Genomic DNA, 14949 nt, shown 5'->3' with positions numbered 1-14949 from the left:
CTCCTTTGTAGAAGATTTGGGAACTAGTTAGGTCTTCTTCTACAATAGGAGCAATTTTTATTTTTGTAAACAGATTACATATTCTTTCATTAAAGTAAAGATAACCCATTAATGCAACGCTAGTGGGTTTCAGCTCGTGCTGTTCCCGTCAGTGTCTCCATATCTTGCCTCCGCCATGTTTTGCTGCATGAGAAAGATTAGATATGCTGCAAATTCCCATTAGAGGAACGCAATCTTGTATAGCCGGCAATTGTCAGCACCGTCATGCTGACAAGAAATGCGATAAAGTACGGAGATATGGAATCACGGATCACCCCTGTAAAAAAAGAGCTGCTGATGATACCCAGCGAGTAGATAGCCGACATAAAACCAAAGGCTCTGCCATGGCTTTGTTTGCTTGTATTGTCTGTGACTGCTGTTGCCATTGCAGGCATGACCAAGCCGGAGAAAATACCAAGGAAAAACAATAATACTGCCAGAGGAAGAACCGATGTGAAAATACCTGCCAAGGCCATCGCCATTCCAAATAAACCAGTGACCAGACGTTTAAAGGGGGAGAAGCGATTGACAAAAAACATGGATAACATCATTAGAGTGCCAATGCCCATATAACTGAACAGTCTGCCAGTATCGAAAGTAGATAACCCATTTTCCACGGCTAAATATGGTACTTCGTAAATGACGACCCCGTGTACATACATGGCCGCAAACCCGATCAGATAGACAGCGATTAATTTGGGATTCGTTTCAAACTTAATGGTAGCATTCGATGGGGAAAGGGAAACTACAGGTTTCGTTTCATTTAAGGAACGGACAGCATAAAGCCCGACTGCCAGCATGGTACTTCCGATAATCCAATAAGTATTTTGATAACCAATGATGACAACCAGCTTACCGCCGATCAATGGGGCGGCTATACCAGCAATGGTAGAAAAAAGTCCGTTGATCGCCATGTTTTTCCCCTGCTGCCTGCTATTCTCAGCGAATCCTGATAGCATTGCAAAAGCAGCAGGAATCAAGAATGCTAAAGCAAATCCATTCAGGCCATGCAAAACCAACAAGTCGCCAGGATCATTGGCGAAGGCATGGGCAATAAACAACAACCCAGAAGCAAAAATCGGGAGTGTGATGAATAGTTTTTTACCAAGCCGGTCGATTAACGGGCCGGCGAGAACATTGCCGGATAAATTAGTGAGTGAGGTAACACTCAGGATGATGCCGATAAAAACGCTGGTTGCTCCGAATGCTGCCGCATATGGTGTGAATACGGGAACCTGAACTCTCATTGCTAAACTGATAAAAAACAAAACGATAAAAAGGTGCCATTTATTAGCTGTAGTTTTTTTCATTTTCTCACCTCGTAAAACTTTATGAAGGAGAGGTGAGAATTAGACGAGCAATTGGTGCCGGCTTGTTTTTATAAATATAATGTAAATTTTGTTAAGTCTGCTGATTAGGAAAATGTATCTAATCCCTACGATCAAATCATTCATCCAGTCTAAGCAGATTAGTTTTCTAGTTCTTTATAACCCGTAAACGGCCTGCAGAATTGGCAGGTTTAGGCCTAAGAAATCAAAATAACGGCAGATCAGCCATCTTTACTTTCTATTAATCCTTCATTAATAAAACAAGATTACTATATTAGATGAAATCATATTTATTATTTGGAGGGAAATCAATGAATAGAAACGGCATGTTGAAAAGATTGGCAGCTCCGCTTGTGATAACAGGGGTGGCACTGGGAAGCATATTCACCCTCTATACTTCAACGGAAGCGAATCAAGAACAAAACCATGCAAAAGTAAAAAATGTTATTTTTTTGATTGGTGATGGCATGGGACCTGCCTATAACACGATGTACCGTTACTTGAAAGATGATCCAAGTACACCAATGATGGAATCTACTGTCTTTGATTCTTACTTGGTGGGCATGCAAAGAACCTATCCCGACGATCATGAAGAAAACATCACTGATTCGGCAGCGGCTGCAACTTCCATGGCTGGCGGAGTAAAGACATATAATGGTGCGATTGCAGTCGATACAAAGAAGCAGGATGTTAAAACAGTGCTTGAGCAAGCAAAAGAACAAGGGAAGTCGACCGGTTTGGTCGTGACCTCCCAGGTCAATCACGCGACACCAGCTGCTTTTGGTGCGCATGATGAATCCAGGCAAAACTATAATCAGATAGCCGATGACTACTATGATGATTCAATAAATGGCCAGCATAAAGTGGACGTACTCTTAGGCGGCGGGACAAGCTACTTTGAACGGGAAGACCGAAATTTGGTGGAAGCATTTCAGAAGGATGGGTACAGTTATGTAACAACCCGCAAACAACTGCTGAAGGATGATCATGGTCAAGTTTTAGGGTTGTTTGCTCCGGTAGGAATGGATAAAATGATTGATCGTAACGCATCTACTCCCTCTTTGGCCGAAATGACCAATTCCGCTCTTGATCGTCTGAGTAAGGATAAAGATGGTTTTTTCCTTATGATAGAAGGGAGTCAAATTGATTGGGCAGGACACGATAATGATGTTGTAGGGGCTATGAGTGAGATGGAAGACTTCGAAAAAGCATTCAAGGCAGCGATTGAATACGCAAAGAAAGACAAGCATACCCTGGTAGTTGCCACAGCTGATCATTCTACGGGAGGATTGTCTATCGGAGCTAATGGTCCGTATGTTTGGAATCCGGCGCCAATAAAGGCGGCAAAACGAACTCCGGATTATATGGCACAGGAAATAACGAATGGTGAGCCAGTAAGGTCTGTGTTGGATGAAAACATTGATTTAGCTTTGACGGAAGATGAGATTCAATCCGTGGAAACAGCAAGCCAAAGTGGAGAGGCAACGGATATCGACAATGCCATTGAAGCGATATTTAACGAGCGATCTGGAACTGGCTGGACGACAGGCGGACATACTGGTGTCGATGTGAATATCTACGCATATGGTCCAGGTTCCGATCAATTTGCAGGTTCACTGGAAAATACAGAAACAGCTGAGAAGCTATTCGACTTTTTGCGTAATTGAACAACAAGCTGACCCCTTTGCCCAAGAGGACGAAGGGGTTTTTATTATATTTTATTATTGAAATGATAGATTGGTTTCCACTTTAGAAAAGATAAAATGGGTAACCGTTGCAGCGTAGGAACTTAACGTATTAATGAATTCTTCTGCTTGTGTAAAATCTTTAAAATGCAACTTCAGCATATAACATGCTTTGCCGGCAATTCGATAACAAAACTCTACATTAGAGAACGTTTGGATTTTATTTTTAAAGGCTTCGTAATTTCCATCTTTCACTGTAGCTTCTATCAAACATTGTATCGGACAGCCCAACTTTTCATAGTCGACTTCGAGGGTATATTGCTGGATGATTCCGAAAGATTCCATTTGTCTCACCCTTTCCGTCACAGAGGGCGAAGAAAGATTGACTCTCCTGCCAAGCTCACTCATTGACAATCGGCTGTTTTTCTGTAATTCATCTATTATTTTTACATCGATATCATCTATTTTCATATTTTAAATGATGCCTCCTGATTACGTTTGATTTCTAAAGGATTTTGTATATTTTCTTTAAAAAGTGTATGTGAAAGATTTAGTTATTATCTTATCATTATAAAACAAGGAGGGATAGGGATGGTCAGAATTAATCAGTCAAAAATTGGAGAAACGCCTTTCCAACAACTATTGGGACTTAACCCGAGGATAATGGAAAGTTGGACATTGCTCGGGAAAGTGTTGGAAAAGGACGGACAACTGTCGGTAGAACTTAAAGAGCAGGTTAGAAGGACGCTGGCTCAGCGAAATGGCTGTCAATACTGCAAAGCAAAAGGAAAACCGAACCCGCATATTGTGGATGAAAGAGTACTTACCGCAACAGGATTTGCTGAAGTTTTTGCCAGGTTACATGGAGAAATACCAGACTCCGTGTTCGATGTATTACGGGATGTGTTTTCAGAAAAAGAAATTAGTGAATTGATCGCTTTTATTTGCTTTACCACTGCTCAGCAAAATGTTGGAGCTGTTTTGCAATTAGAAGCAGAGGCTTGATCGGATAATATGCCGTGAAAAAAAGTTCTCCATCCTTTATCTTAGTAATAGATCATACATTTTCAAGGCTGAGGGGTGAGAGGATTGAGAATCGAAAAGCAGAAATTCGGTACACAAGGTGCATACGCAATAGCATATTTATGGGAGGATTCTTCTCAATTCAAGACTGGGGAGAAACGTCCGGTCGTGGTGATATGCCCAGGAGGAGGCTATACCCACACTTCCGACAGGGAAGCAGATCCTGTGGCGATGAAGTATTTCTCAGAAGGATACCATGTCATCATTGTAAGATATTCTTGTATTTCATCTGATACTTCTTTATTTCCCGATCCTTATGTACAGCTCGGTTCAACTTTTTTGTGGCTGCGTTCAAACGCGGAGAACTGGCATGTCGATTTGGAGCAAATCGTCCTGACTGGTTTTTCGGCAGGAGGGCACCTTGCTCTCACATTTGCGGCAGAAAAGGACTGGGTAGCTGGACTACTGGGTGTTTCTTCGGAAAAATTGCATGTAAATCATTTGGTATTATGTTATCCGGTCGTTAATTTCACTTATGGATGGCCAAAACAAGTAGAAAGAGAGAAAGAAATCAAAGATTTATTCGGGCATGACTTTCATCAACCGACAAAGAAAAGGCTTATCCAACCTGACAAACATATCCCGGAACATTTGCCAAGAGTATTCATTTGGCATACAAGGGATGATGCGACGGTGCCGGTAGAAAATTCGATGAAACTGATGCTCGCCCTTCAGGAAAAGCGAATCCCAAATGAGGCTCACTTTTTTGAAAGTGGGGTACATGGCCTCTCGTTGGGCACTGCCGTTTCGGCTGCACGCAAAGAGCAAATCAATCAATATTGTGAACCATGGTTTGACCTTGTTTTAAATTGGTTAAAAAAAGGGATCAAGCAATGAAAAAACATGGCGCTTATTTTTAATGGTGCCATGTTTTTACTATGTATACTTCTCCCTATTCAGTTATTAATTCAATGGTATAGCTGCCACGGTCGGTCGTTAAGGAAAAACGTTCATCGTCGTATTGAAATAATGTAGAATCCTCAATTGGAATTTCGTAGACCTGGTTTGGTAGCGGCTGTGTATTTGCTGCATCTGTAAGCATGGTGCCATCTCCGCTTAATTGCAGCTTATGCTTCGCTTGATAGTCATCCACTCTTCGTGTATCTGTATCATAGGAAACGGCATTTAACCGTAGTACCGTCTCATCATAATCGCCGATTTCCTGCTTCGTTACTTTAATGGTCTTGCCATTCCATTGCTGGATTAGTTGATTGAATTCTTCTATGGATAAAAATTGTTGTGCCAAAATCATCCCTCCTTGTTTTAGCCTGTCCGAAAAGCAGGGAATCATTCAGGAAACGATAGCAAAGGTAACTTTTCTAAACTAAAAAAGACCGTACAATATGTACGGTCTTTAGAAATATTTTAATCCCAAAAAGCAACATTTGATACATCGTTATCATTTGAGGTTTTCACATAAAATTCAGCTTTATTGTTTGAGCCATCTACAAAATTGCTAATACCTCTTAAGTAAACATCCCTATTCGATGCTGTAACAGTATAAGTTCCTACATAATCGTCCGCATTATTAGGATCATATTCATATACTTTAAAAGTAGTACTAGGATAATTTGGATATTGAACATACTGAATCCAAAAATCTCCACCTCCAGAGCTCACTGGGTTGTCTCGATGATCTCCATAAAAGATTCGACTTCCAGCCCAATCCCATTCTCCCGCTCCCATTGAAAAACCGGTACTTGCGAAAGATGACACAGGGAAAGCTAAGCACATAATAATCGCTAGCAGAAGTACTTTCCATTTGTTCATATGAAATTCCCCTTTCATAATAGTTTTCAATATTTATATTCTTCATATAATTGGGAATTCCTTCCATTTTTCAAAAACCTTCATAACCAAATATATATCTCAACCAAATTCCTATATCAGCAATCTTGTCAAAAAACAATAAAATTCCGAGTACAACCATTAAACAGCCGCTTATCTTCATAATCTTTTCTGAATATTTCATAATCCACCTAGTTTTGCCGAGAAAAAAAGACATTGAAAGGAAAGGGATAGAAAAACCTACTGTATATGCTACAGTATAAAGCAAGCCTTTATTTGGATTAGTGGCTGACAAAGTTAAGACTGAAGTTAAAATAGGACCAATACAAGGTGTCCAACCTGCTGCAAAAAAAATCCCTACAAAAAGTGATCCTAGATAACCAGCGGGTTTTTTGATTACATTAAAACGTTTTTCTTTCATTAAAGTGATTGGTTGAAATATGCCCATTAAAAAGAACCCCATTGTAACAATCAATATTGCACCTAACATTCTAATAAGGTCTTGGTAATTGATAAAAAAGTCTCCAATAAATGTAAATGTAGTCCCTAAAATAAAAAAAACAATTGATAATCCAAATACAAAAAATAACGTATGTAACAATAAGGTCCGTTTTACACCAGAAGGGGACTGGGGATTATTTCCTGATAGCTGGGCTACTGACAACCCTGTTATATATGATAAATAAGAAGGATAGAGCGGGAATACACAGGGAGATATAAAAGATAAAATTCCTGCTCCAAAAACTAACCAAATACTCAAATCCATAGTAACACTCCTCTATTTTGACTTATTGCTTAAAGTGCTTTTTTTAATTTTACCATTGTTTTTCCTGCTATTACCAGTACAAAAATATGGACAAAACAATCAGGATGCTAGCCAGTTCAATCTCTATAATGCTAATAGAGTATATGGCTTGTTTTTCATTAAAGATGATATACTAATAATATTGAAGATTATTTGGACATAGATTGAAACAAGGCGATAAGAGGTTTTAATAAGCAGATATTGAGAAACAACTTGTTTTCACTGAAATTATTATTCATGTATAAACGAGACAAGCTTACTATCCAGGAGGGTACTTGCTATGAAACTTGTGGGAATATCAGGATCGTTGGTTGGCTGGAAGACCCATGTAGCCATAAATAAAGTATTGGCAGCTGCTAAAGCAGTTGATTCAGATGTGAAAAAGGAAATGATCGACTTGAAGGATTACGATGTGGAATTTGTCCGCGGTACGCCGCTTGCCTATTATAATGAAGATACTTTTAATGTAATAAATAAAATATTGGCGGCTGATTTTCTGGTCATAGGCACACCGATTTACCAGGCTTCAATTTCCGGAGCATTGAAAAACTTACTGGACCACTTCCCGGTCGATGCTTTTAAGAATAAAGTAACAGGGATTGTGTCTACCGGAGCAGTCGAAAAGCACTTTCTTGTCTCCGAATATCAGCTAAAACCAATTCTTTCTTATTTAAAAGGATTGGTACCGGCATATAATGTTTTTATCCATAACGACTCATTTGACGATGAAAATGAAATCATTGACGAAGAGGTTACCGAACGCATTGAGAAATTTGCGGAAGAACTTATAAGGTTGCAGCAGAATATCAGTTGACTGGATTATAAGACAGCAAGATAAGGAGGAAACATGATGGAACTGGACGCTCTGCTACAAGACATTTCAATATGGCGGGCTGAGCAAACGGAAATTGGAGAGCCGACTATTCCGAAAAAAATTCTCATCCACCCCACGATATTGGAAGCAATTAAAAGAGATGAACGGATAGAACAATATAGTACAGGACAGGAAAAGGACAATTCTTACGTAATGTTTGGCGCTCCTGTGATCCCTGCCACCGATGTGGAGAAATGGGAGATAGAATAAGCATAGATAATTCACAACAATACTTTAAACCAGCAGCTGAAGGGACAGTGCTGGTTTTCATTTCTGTAAAAAAGGGCTTTATCTAAAATCGGAGGACGGTCCTTTTTCACTAAAAGCAACTTTTTGCGATACTGGTCATTTGCTTCCTAGTCATTTTGTTGATAAAAAGCGGCTGTAGCTTTTGCCATATCGCTGACTTTGCTATGTAGCCGTTTTGGTTTGAGGATCCTGATTTGATTGGCGAAACCTAAGATATATGCTGCTGCTTCCTCTTCTGTATTAAAAACCAAATCAACTGGAATCCAACCTTCTTGTGATGGATCCTTTACTTCGAGAATCCGGACAAAACGTCCAGTGAAAGTCAGCCGGGGCATGATTGTTTTCGTTACCTCTACCGATACTGGGTATTCAGGCAAATGCTCGATAAACGCATTGGTCGTGGAATCCCAATAACTAGAAAGGTCAAAATTATTAGGTCTGATAAAGGTTTCATCAATTGGTTTAGCGGCTTGTATTCTGGAAATTCGGTAACTGCGGATTTCGTTATTCTCTTTACCAGCAATAAAATACCACTTGTTTCCTTTAGCAACTAATCCTAGTGGTTTTACTATCCTCTCATCCTCACTGCCATCTGCACGCTGGTATTCTATCCTTAATTTTTTTGTATCCCAGATTGCTTGCTGAAGTACAGAAAATGAAGTGGCATTTTCTTGTTTTTGTCTCCAACTACTAGTATCGATATAAATCCGATTCCACACTGCTTTGGCACTGTTTTGTTGTACTGCTGGAAGGGCTGCGAACAATTTGTTTCTGGCGTCATCAGCTTCACGTTTAAGGCCAAGATCCTCTAGCAACTGTATCGAGTAAGAAATAAACAAGGCATGGACTTCAGCTTCTTTAAAACCGGTAAGGGTTGTTTTATAGTTATCAAGTAATGACCATCCGCCTTGCTTACCGCGTTCTGCAACAACTGGGATACCTATCCTGCTGAGCGCATCCATGTCTCGATAAATCGTTCGTTCTGAAACTTCCAGTTTTTCGGATAGCTGTTTTGCCGTCAACTGATCATACGATTGCAATAACAATAAAATCGATATTAGCCGGTCTCCTCTCATCATGTTCACCAACTTTCCATATATAGATTATTTAATGAAATATGACAGAGGTTGTCAAGATAGCTTGTTTACAATGAATACATCTTTTATAGAAAGGGTGTAGTAATTTGAAAAAGTTAACAGGGAAGATTGCATTGGTGACTGGAGCAAGCAGAGGTGCAGGGCGGGGGATCGCAATAGAATTAGGGAAAGCAGGAGCGACAGTTTACGTTACAGGGCGTAGCTTAAGAGGTAGTTCCACCCAAAATTTTCCTGGATCTATCGATGAGACTGCAGAGGAAATTATAGAGGCAGGAGGGATGGCGGTTGCCATTCGATGCGATCATACGAAAGACGAAGAGACAGCAGCAGTAATAGAACAAATACGAAGGGAACAAGGGAAACTGGATATTTTAGTGAATAATGTCTGGGGAGCACATGATCTGGGGGTGGAAGGAGGGCCCTTTTGGGACCTTCCTTTAGAGCATTGGGATACGATGTTCACGGCTGGCGTCCGTGCCCAATTGGCGACGAATCATTATGCGGTTCCTTTTATGAGGGAAAATCAGGAGGCGGTTATTTTCCATACGACTTTTTGGGATGATGGTAATTATACTGGACACTTTTATTATGATTTAGCCAAAATCACGATTGTGCGCATGGCCTATGACCTTTCGTTAGAGCTAAAACAAGATAATATCGCAGTAATTGCTGTTTCCCCGGGATTTATGAGAACGGAATTAGTACTGAAATATCATCAATCAGATGAGGAGAACTGGCAGCAGTCAAAAGATTTACAAGGTACAGAAACTCCGTTTTATATTGGTCGGGGCATTACAGCTTTGGCTGAAGATCCTGATATTTTTAAGAAAACAGGTAGAATATGTAAAGTCGGTGACCTTGCAAAGGAATACCAGTTTGTTGATGCGGACGGCCGTTATATTCCACCCTTTACAATGAAATAAGCAGAAAGCATCCTTAACCGGGTGCTTTTTCTTTTATCTGAAAGATTTTCTAAAAAGATAACCAAGTCCCAGTTCCTATCAACAGAGATATTAATAAGCTTGAAAGCATGCAAATGAAGGGGATTTTTAGTGATTGTTTTGAAAAAAATGAAACAAAAAATCTATTTGCCAGTCTAAAAGTTGGAAGGGGGATTCACATGATGGTTCAATATTTCCTCGTCCTTACTATAAATATTAATGACATTTGGAATATCGCGATTATCCCTTAATTATCGGAGAAGAGTTTCTGATTTATTTCAGAAGCGCTTTTCTTGCAGGTGATACTCCGACAAGCAGAGAATCTTTAATAAAGAATGGAATTTCAATAAGCGTGTAAAGTGTGAACACACATGGGTAAAACTTTTCAAAGGAACAGCGACCTATTATGCAAAATACAGACCTATGTATCCTTCCACGCTCGTTCGATACTTAGTGCAGCGTTTTTTCTTGAATGGGAAACAGAATGGAAAAGAACGGAGGGCTGGAAATACTACTTATCGACATCCCGATCGGAGTTATGAAACAATCATTAAGGATTCAGATTTCGATTTAGAAGTTCACCGGCTTCCGTCTTATCAAGTGACTTGGACAGTTGAAACAATCATCGGAACTCTGTATTCAACCTCTTACGGAGCAAAACGATTTCTCGGTAATAGAGAGAAGGAATTTGAAACAGAAGCGGGGGAAGTGTTGCTCTCCATGAATCCAGCCGGAGTATTCAAGGAGCAAGTGGGATTGACTATTAAAATGGCTATCAAGTGACTCGGTGATAATCTTCTTGAGAGGATAATTTCTTAGAAAGGAAGCAGTTTAGAAGCTTCCTTTCCTTATTCTTAGCACTTACGGCAGATTAGCCCTGTCCCAAAGCTGATTATGCCAAATAAGATGGCTAGCAACAAAATGAAAGGTGCCAGAATGATAATGGTAATCAAACCCCAACCTCCATCAGGTTGTTCTGGCTCGGGTTCTGGCTCTGGCGGCGTCGGGCAGCAAGGCTGGCAAGGTGGCTGGCATATGTCTCTCCAGCGTGGCTGCCAGGTAGAACAAATCATAAGCATCCTCCTTTAGTGAGTATAATATAGAATATGGGATTGTATAATTGTCTGATTGGTACAACAATGGAATTTGTGGTGTAATAAGTGCTTTATCCTGCTTTGCAAAAACAATAGATAGTCGATAGACTCAAAGAAAGGGAGATATACATATGCCAGAATTTAAAACGGAGCGGTTGGAAATGCATACGTTGACGGCAGACATGATGGAAGCCGTGTTAAAAGGAGGACAAGAGCTTAAACGAATAGTTCCGTTCGACACAGGAGCCGAGTGGCCGTTGGAAGTCTATAAAAACCTATTTCCATATAAAATTGAGCGCTTCCGTAAGGTTCCTTCTGAAAATGAATGGGAAGGATTGATAGTCGATAAAACGAACAATAGGATTGTAGGCGATATGGGATTTAAAGGAGGACCTAACGAAGAAGGGGTGATTGATTTAGGTTACAGTATCATTCCGAGTAGCCGGGGGAAAGGGTTTGCTACAGAAATGGGAAAAGCAATGGTGGCATGGGGACTCACACAGCCCGGGGTGAAAAAGGTGATGGCCAGTTGTGATCCCGACAATGCTCCTTCCATCCGTGTATTGGAGAAGATAGGTTTTGAACGGACGATACAAACAGATGACTCTATCTATTGGTTGTATTGAACAGCATATAAGTATTAGCGAAAAAGAGGCATTCCTTTACTGAGGAAGCCTCTTTTTTGTTTATACTGAGAAAAACAAAAACCTTGCCTTTATCTTTCTCGTCTAACTAACAGGGAGGTGATCAAATTGGAAGAGTACGTAGCAGAAGATGTCATAGAGGATAAAGAAAAAGTCATCGATCAACTTATGCAAAATCATGGACAAGATATATTGCAGCTTGTTTTTTCTTATGTGAAGGACAAAGAAGCTGCTGAGGATTTGACACAGGAAATCTTTATTAAGTGTTACCAGAAGCTTGATACATACGATGGAAAATCAAAACTGAAGACTTGGCTATGGAGGATCGCCATCAATCATTGCAAAGATTTTTTAAAGAGTTGGTACACCAGAAATGTTTTCACCGATGGGTATGAATATTTTCAGAAGGTCATCAACCAAGATGATGTAGAGAATACAGTGATTCAGAACAGTGAGGATCGGGAGCTAATGGTTGTCGTCATGGAACTGTCAGTGAAATACAGAGAGGTCATTTATTTGTTTTATTATGAGGATTTATCGTTAAAGGAAGTATCGATGGTAACCGGGAAAAATCTAAATACCGTGAAGACACGATTAAGAAAAGCAAGAAAATTGCTGCGAAAAAAATTAGAGGGGTGAGCAAATTGGAGAAAAGGTTGAGCAAATTGAAAAACACAATGGACAAAACGATTTTCAAGGATTTGGACTTTTCGGAACGTCACAGAAGTGCCGTCTTCCAGGTAATAGAAAAAGAAGGGGAGAAAGAGGAGGATGTTTTCCGGGCTGTATTACAGCTGCTTGTTCAAGAGAAGACAGGTGTTGAACTAGCAAAACTACTCAGGGCAAGGGGAATAAAAAAATTCGATAGTAACGAAGGATTTCTTTACACCACGCTCCATCGACTGGAGCTAAAAGGTCATTTGACAGCCAATTGGAATGAGCGGAGAGAAAAACGGTATCGATTAAACCAGAGAGGAAAGCGCCTTTTGGAAAGAATGGAAAAAAACAGTTATAAACAGGGTGATTTGAAGGTATGGCTGGAAGTGACAGTTAATGAATAACAGCAAGAAAATTTTTCTTGAAACCGTTGGAACAGAGATAAAATCACCGTCTGTCCGAAAAATGATTGTGACTGAGTTGGAATACCATATCGATAAAGAGAAACAACGTTTTATAACATCAGGAATGGACGAAAAGGATGCAGAAGAAAAAGCAGTTGCACAAATGGGGAATCCTGTTCCGCTAGGGAAAGAATTGAAAAAACTTCACCGCCCCAAAGTTGATTGGTGGATCGCAGTTCTATTTATCATGGCTCTCTGTTTAGGCTTTTTACCTTTGATGGCGATAGGCGGAAATTTGGGGTTCGTGCCACATAAAATTATCTATGCAATATTTGGGTTAGTGATCACAGGTGGACTGATGCTGTTTAACTATTCCAAAATAGTCAAATTCCGATGGGCAAGTTATCTTGGCGGACTGTTTTTGTCATTCCTTTTATTCCTTTTTCCAACTGCTTACGTAAACGGCTTCCCTTATGTCGAACTGGGGCCGCTCGCTTTTAACATTCTGGACACGATTCCGTTCTTTTTCATTAGCTGGACAGGGTTTTTAAGGGATAAAAGAATGAATGGACTTGTCCTTTGCATTCTCTATCTGATTCCATTTTTGATGTTTGCGTTTATCGGAAATATTTTGGCGATGCTTCTCTATACACTTATTCTTATAGGTATGGTTGTGTGGGCTGATACGGCTCGACCTAACAAAATATATTTGCTCCTGATGGGTGCAGTTGGACTGGTTATCGGTTTAGCAACACGCTTAAAAACATATCTCCCAGGGGAATACACGCAAGAAAAAACGTTTGTTTATTCCAATATTCAAGAAGTATTTACCCATGCAAATTGGCTGGGGATGGGAGGGGATCAAGCTGCAGGTGTGCCGGAAGCTCATACGGATTTAGCCCTTGTTACCATCATTCAACAGTTTGGTTGGCTGACCGGATTATTCACTGTAATCGTGCTTTTTGGACTTCTGGTAAGAATGCTTTTCATTTTCCCGCGTGTCAATGATCCATTAGGAAAAGTACTGATTGGCGGTGCAATCACTTTGCTTGCCTTTCAAACATTCTACAACTTGGGTATGATTTTGGGGATTTTCCCTCTTGTGGGGGTACCGCTGCCATTCATCAGCTATGGGTCTTATCTGATAGTATTTAATGCTATCATGCTTGGACTCGTGCTCAGTGTTTATCGTAGAACATCGACTTTCCATGCAATCAAAGCATAGTGAATACTAAAACCCGTTTGAGCAAAAGATGCCAAACGGGTTTTTCTGCTGTTTGTATTTGTAACTATTGCTGAATTCCATCTTTTATCCACGATTTAAACTGAAAAGCATGTGCAGCATTCATTTTGTCTGCTTCGTTTTAGATTTCAAATATTGGCTAGTTTTAGCTGCGATTTCTCTTGCTTCATTGGCAAAAGGGGTATCCTCGAAAGCCTTATAAAACGGCCGGAGCAGTGATTCCACAACCGCAATTCGGATATCGTCGGCAGAAAGTTCTTCAAACAAGACATCAGCTAAATCGAGCATGTTTTTTGGTGTTTGCTTTGTCGAGATATCCTGTCTCAACCTTCCTAATAAGTGGAGAATGTCCCCTTTCGGTACCCGATGAATTTCAATTTTATTCTTCAACATTTCCATCGCTTCCAAATCCAGAAGTGCAGTGTTTTCTCTTACCATTACAGGAATGATTTCTTTAATATAGAGAATGATCGTCCTGGCTGCTTTTATCGGATCGAGCGCGGCATCATGGGTCATTCGCCATGTAATGGAAATGTGCTGCATCATTCCGTAAAAAAGCACAGCTGCTTCATATGAATAGGGCCGGACTGCTTCCCCGAAAACATCTGTAAACCGCTCAGCCAGCCATTCATGCTCATGAAGGCGATGCAGGGAAATCATTTTTTTCAATTCTTTATCCCCGGAATGAAGGATCGAATTGTACACAGCGATAAGGTTTTGCTGGTGGTTGATATTTAAAAGAACCGATATTTGCTGGATCAACAATTCGATATCAGCCGGGTCTTTACCGGCCAGCATTTCCTGTCGCTGTAGACTTGCTTCATAACGGGCCCTTTCTAAAATGACGAGTACGCACTCATTTTTTGAGGCAAAATAATTATAGAAAGTGCCTTTGGATATACCAGCCCTCGTTATGATGTCTTGAAGCGAAGTTTGCTCTATTCCTTTTTCGATAAACAGCTGCAAGGCGCTGTCGATTACTTGTTTTTTTCGATCACTCATATAATTCCTCCAGAAA

Annotated in this window: 18 protein-coding genes; 11 read left to right on the top strand and 7 right to left on the bottom strand. The window is 40.2% G+C overall.

What is annotated here, in order from left to right:
- Positions 1-197: 197 nt before the first annotated feature.
- On the bottom strand, positions 198-1349 hold the full coding sequence (locus ABVF09_RS03815; RefSeq protein ID WP_026771709.1) for an MFS transporter: 1152 nt from the start codon (positions 1347-1349) through the stop codon (positions 198-200).
- 329 nt (positions 1350-1678) lie between these two features.
- Here ABVF09_RS03815 and ABVF09_RS03810 point away from each other — a divergent pair, with 329 nt between their 5' ends.
- On the top strand, positions 1679-3034 hold the full coding sequence (locus ABVF09_RS03810; RefSeq protein ID WP_153462231.1) for an alkaline phosphatase: 1356 nt from the start codon (positions 1679-1681) through the stop codon (positions 3032-3034).
- A 54-nt stretch (positions 3035-3088) separates the two neighbouring features.
- On the opposite strand, the gene ABVF09_RS03805 is transcribed toward ABVF09_RS03810, so the two are convergent.
- Positions 3089-3523 (bottom strand): Lrp/AsnC family transcriptional regulator, encoded by a 435-nt coding sequence (locus tag ABVF09_RS03805; RefSeq protein ID WP_026571601.1) that lies wholly within the window; start codon positions 3521-3523, stop codon positions 3089-3091.
- Positions 3524-3643: 120 nt separating this feature from the next.
- Between ABVF09_RS03805 and ABVF09_RS03800 the strand changes: the two genes are divergently transcribed.
- Both ABVF09_RS03800 and ABVF09_RS03795 read left to right on the top strand, forming a co-directional pair.
- Positions 3644-4057, top strand: coding sequence for a carboxymuconolactone decarboxylase family protein (locus tag ABVF09_RS03800; protein ID WP_371068658.1), 414 nt, complete (start codon positions 3644-3646; stop codon positions 4055-4057).
- Positions 4058-4141: 84 nt separating this feature from the next.
- Positions 4142-4972 (top strand): alpha/beta hydrolase, encoded by an 831-nt coding sequence (locus ABVF09_RS03795; protein WP_371068657.1) that lies wholly within the window; start codon positions 4142-4144, stop codon positions 4970-4972.
- A gap of 55 nt (positions 4973-5027) precedes the next feature.
- On the opposite strand, the gene ymzB is transcribed toward ABVF09_RS03795, so the two are convergent.
- From ymzB to ABVF09_RS03780, 3 genes are all read right to left on the bottom strand, one after another.
- On the bottom strand, positions 5028-5381 hold the full coding sequence (ymzB, locus tag ABVF09_RS03790; RefSeq protein ID WP_026571599.1) for a protein YmzB: 354 nt from the start codon (positions 5379-5381) through the stop codon (positions 5028-5030).
- 119 nt (positions 5382-5500) lie between these two features.
- The gene (locus ABVF09_RS03785; protein ID WP_371068656.1) at positions 5501-5905 is read right to left on the bottom strand and encodes a hypothetical protein; all 405 of its coding nucleotides are present in this window, start codon (positions 5903-5905) and stop codon (positions 5501-5503) included.
- A 70-nt stretch (positions 5906-5975) separates the two neighbouring features.
- Positions 5976-6689 (bottom strand): cytochrome c biogenesis CcdA family protein, encoded by a 714-nt coding sequence (locus ABVF09_RS03780; RefSeq protein WP_026571598.1) that lies wholly within the window; start codon positions 6687-6689, stop codon positions 5976-5978.
- A gap of 319 nt (positions 6690-7008) precedes the next feature.
- Between ABVF09_RS03780 and ABVF09_RS03775 the strand changes: the two genes are divergently transcribed.
- Positions 7009-7542, top strand: coding sequence for an NADPH-dependent FMN reductase (locus ABVF09_RS03775; protein WP_371068655.1), 534 nt, complete (start codon positions 7009-7011; stop codon positions 7540-7542).
- 36 nt (positions 7543-7578) lie between these two features.
- The gene (locus ABVF09_RS03770; protein WP_371068654.1) at positions 7579-7812 is read left to right on the top strand and encodes a hypothetical protein; all 234 of its coding nucleotides are present in this window, start codon (positions 7579-7581) and stop codon (positions 7810-7812) included.
- A 146-nt stretch (positions 7813-7958) separates the two neighbouring features.
- On the opposite strand, the gene ABVF09_RS03765 is transcribed toward ABVF09_RS03770, so the two are convergent.
- Positions 7959-8927: a helix-turn-helix transcriptional regulator gene (locus ABVF09_RS03765; protein WP_371068664.1), complete on the bottom strand. Its 969-nt coding sequence runs from the start codon at positions 8925-8927 to the stop codon at positions 7959-7961.
- Between the two features lie 107 nt (positions 8928-9034).
- Here ABVF09_RS03765 and ABVF09_RS03760 point away from each other — a divergent pair, with 107 nt between their 5' ends.
- The 6 genes from ABVF09_RS03760 (at position 9035) to ABVF09_RS03735 (ending at position 13913) form a co-directional block, all read left to right on the top strand.
- The gene (locus ABVF09_RS03760; protein ID WP_371068653.1) at positions 9035-9871 is read left to right on the top strand and encodes an SDR family NAD(P)-dependent oxidoreductase; all 837 of its coding nucleotides are present in this window, start codon (positions 9035-9037) and stop codon (positions 9869-9871) included.
- 486 nt (positions 9872-10357) lie between these two features.
- Positions 10358-10672 carry a hypothetical protein gene (locus ABVF09_RS03755; protein WP_026571593.1) on the top strand — a complete coding sequence of 105 codons (315 nt, stop codon included), beginning with the start codon at positions 10358-10360 and terminating at the stop codon, positions 10670-10672.
- Positions 10673-11114: 442 nt separating this feature from the next.
- Positions 11115-11609, top strand: coding sequence for a GNAT family N-acetyltransferase (locus ABVF09_RS03750; protein WP_371068652.1), 495 nt, complete (start codon positions 11115-11117; stop codon positions 11607-11609).
- Between the two features lie 126 nt (positions 11610-11735).
- Entirely contained in the window at positions 11736-12266 is a 531-nt protein-coding gene (locus tag ABVF09_RS03745) for a sigma-70 family RNA polymerase sigma factor (RefSeq protein WP_371068651.1), read from the top strand.
- Positions 12267-12271: 5 nt separating this feature from the next.
- Positions 12272-12688 carry a PadR family transcriptional regulator gene (locus ABVF09_RS03740; protein WP_371068650.1) on the top strand — a complete coding sequence of 139 codons (417 nt, stop codon included), beginning with the start codon at positions 12272-12274 and terminating at the stop codon, positions 12686-12688.
- Positions 12681-13913, top strand: a complete 1233-nt coding sequence (locus tag ABVF09_RS03735; protein WP_371068649.1) for an FtsW/RodA/SpoVE family cell cycle protein — start codon at positions 12681-12683, stop codon at positions 13911-13913. Before ABVF09_RS03740 ends, ABVF09_RS03735 begins: the two co-directional genes overlap by 8 nt.
- Positions 13914-14033: 120 nt before the next feature.
- On the opposite strand, the gene ABVF09_RS03730 is transcribed toward ABVF09_RS03735, so the two are convergent.
- Positions 14034-14933 carry a TetR/AcrR family transcriptional regulator gene (locus tag ABVF09_RS03730; RefSeq protein WP_026771698.1) on the bottom strand — a complete coding sequence of 300 codons (900 nt, stop codon included), beginning with the start codon at positions 14931-14933 and terminating at the stop codon, positions 14034-14036.
- Between the last annotated feature and the right edge of the window lie 16 nt (positions 14934-14949).

The organism is Sediminibacillus sp. JSM 1682029, from assembly GCF_041366435.1.
GTDB classification, from domain to species: domain Bacteria; phylum Bacillota; class Bacilli; order Bacillales; family Amphibacillaceae; genus Sediminibacillus; species Sediminibacillus terrae.
Note: the sequence above shows the minus strand (reverse complement) of the source record. Positions and strands in the feature narration are given on the sequence as shown.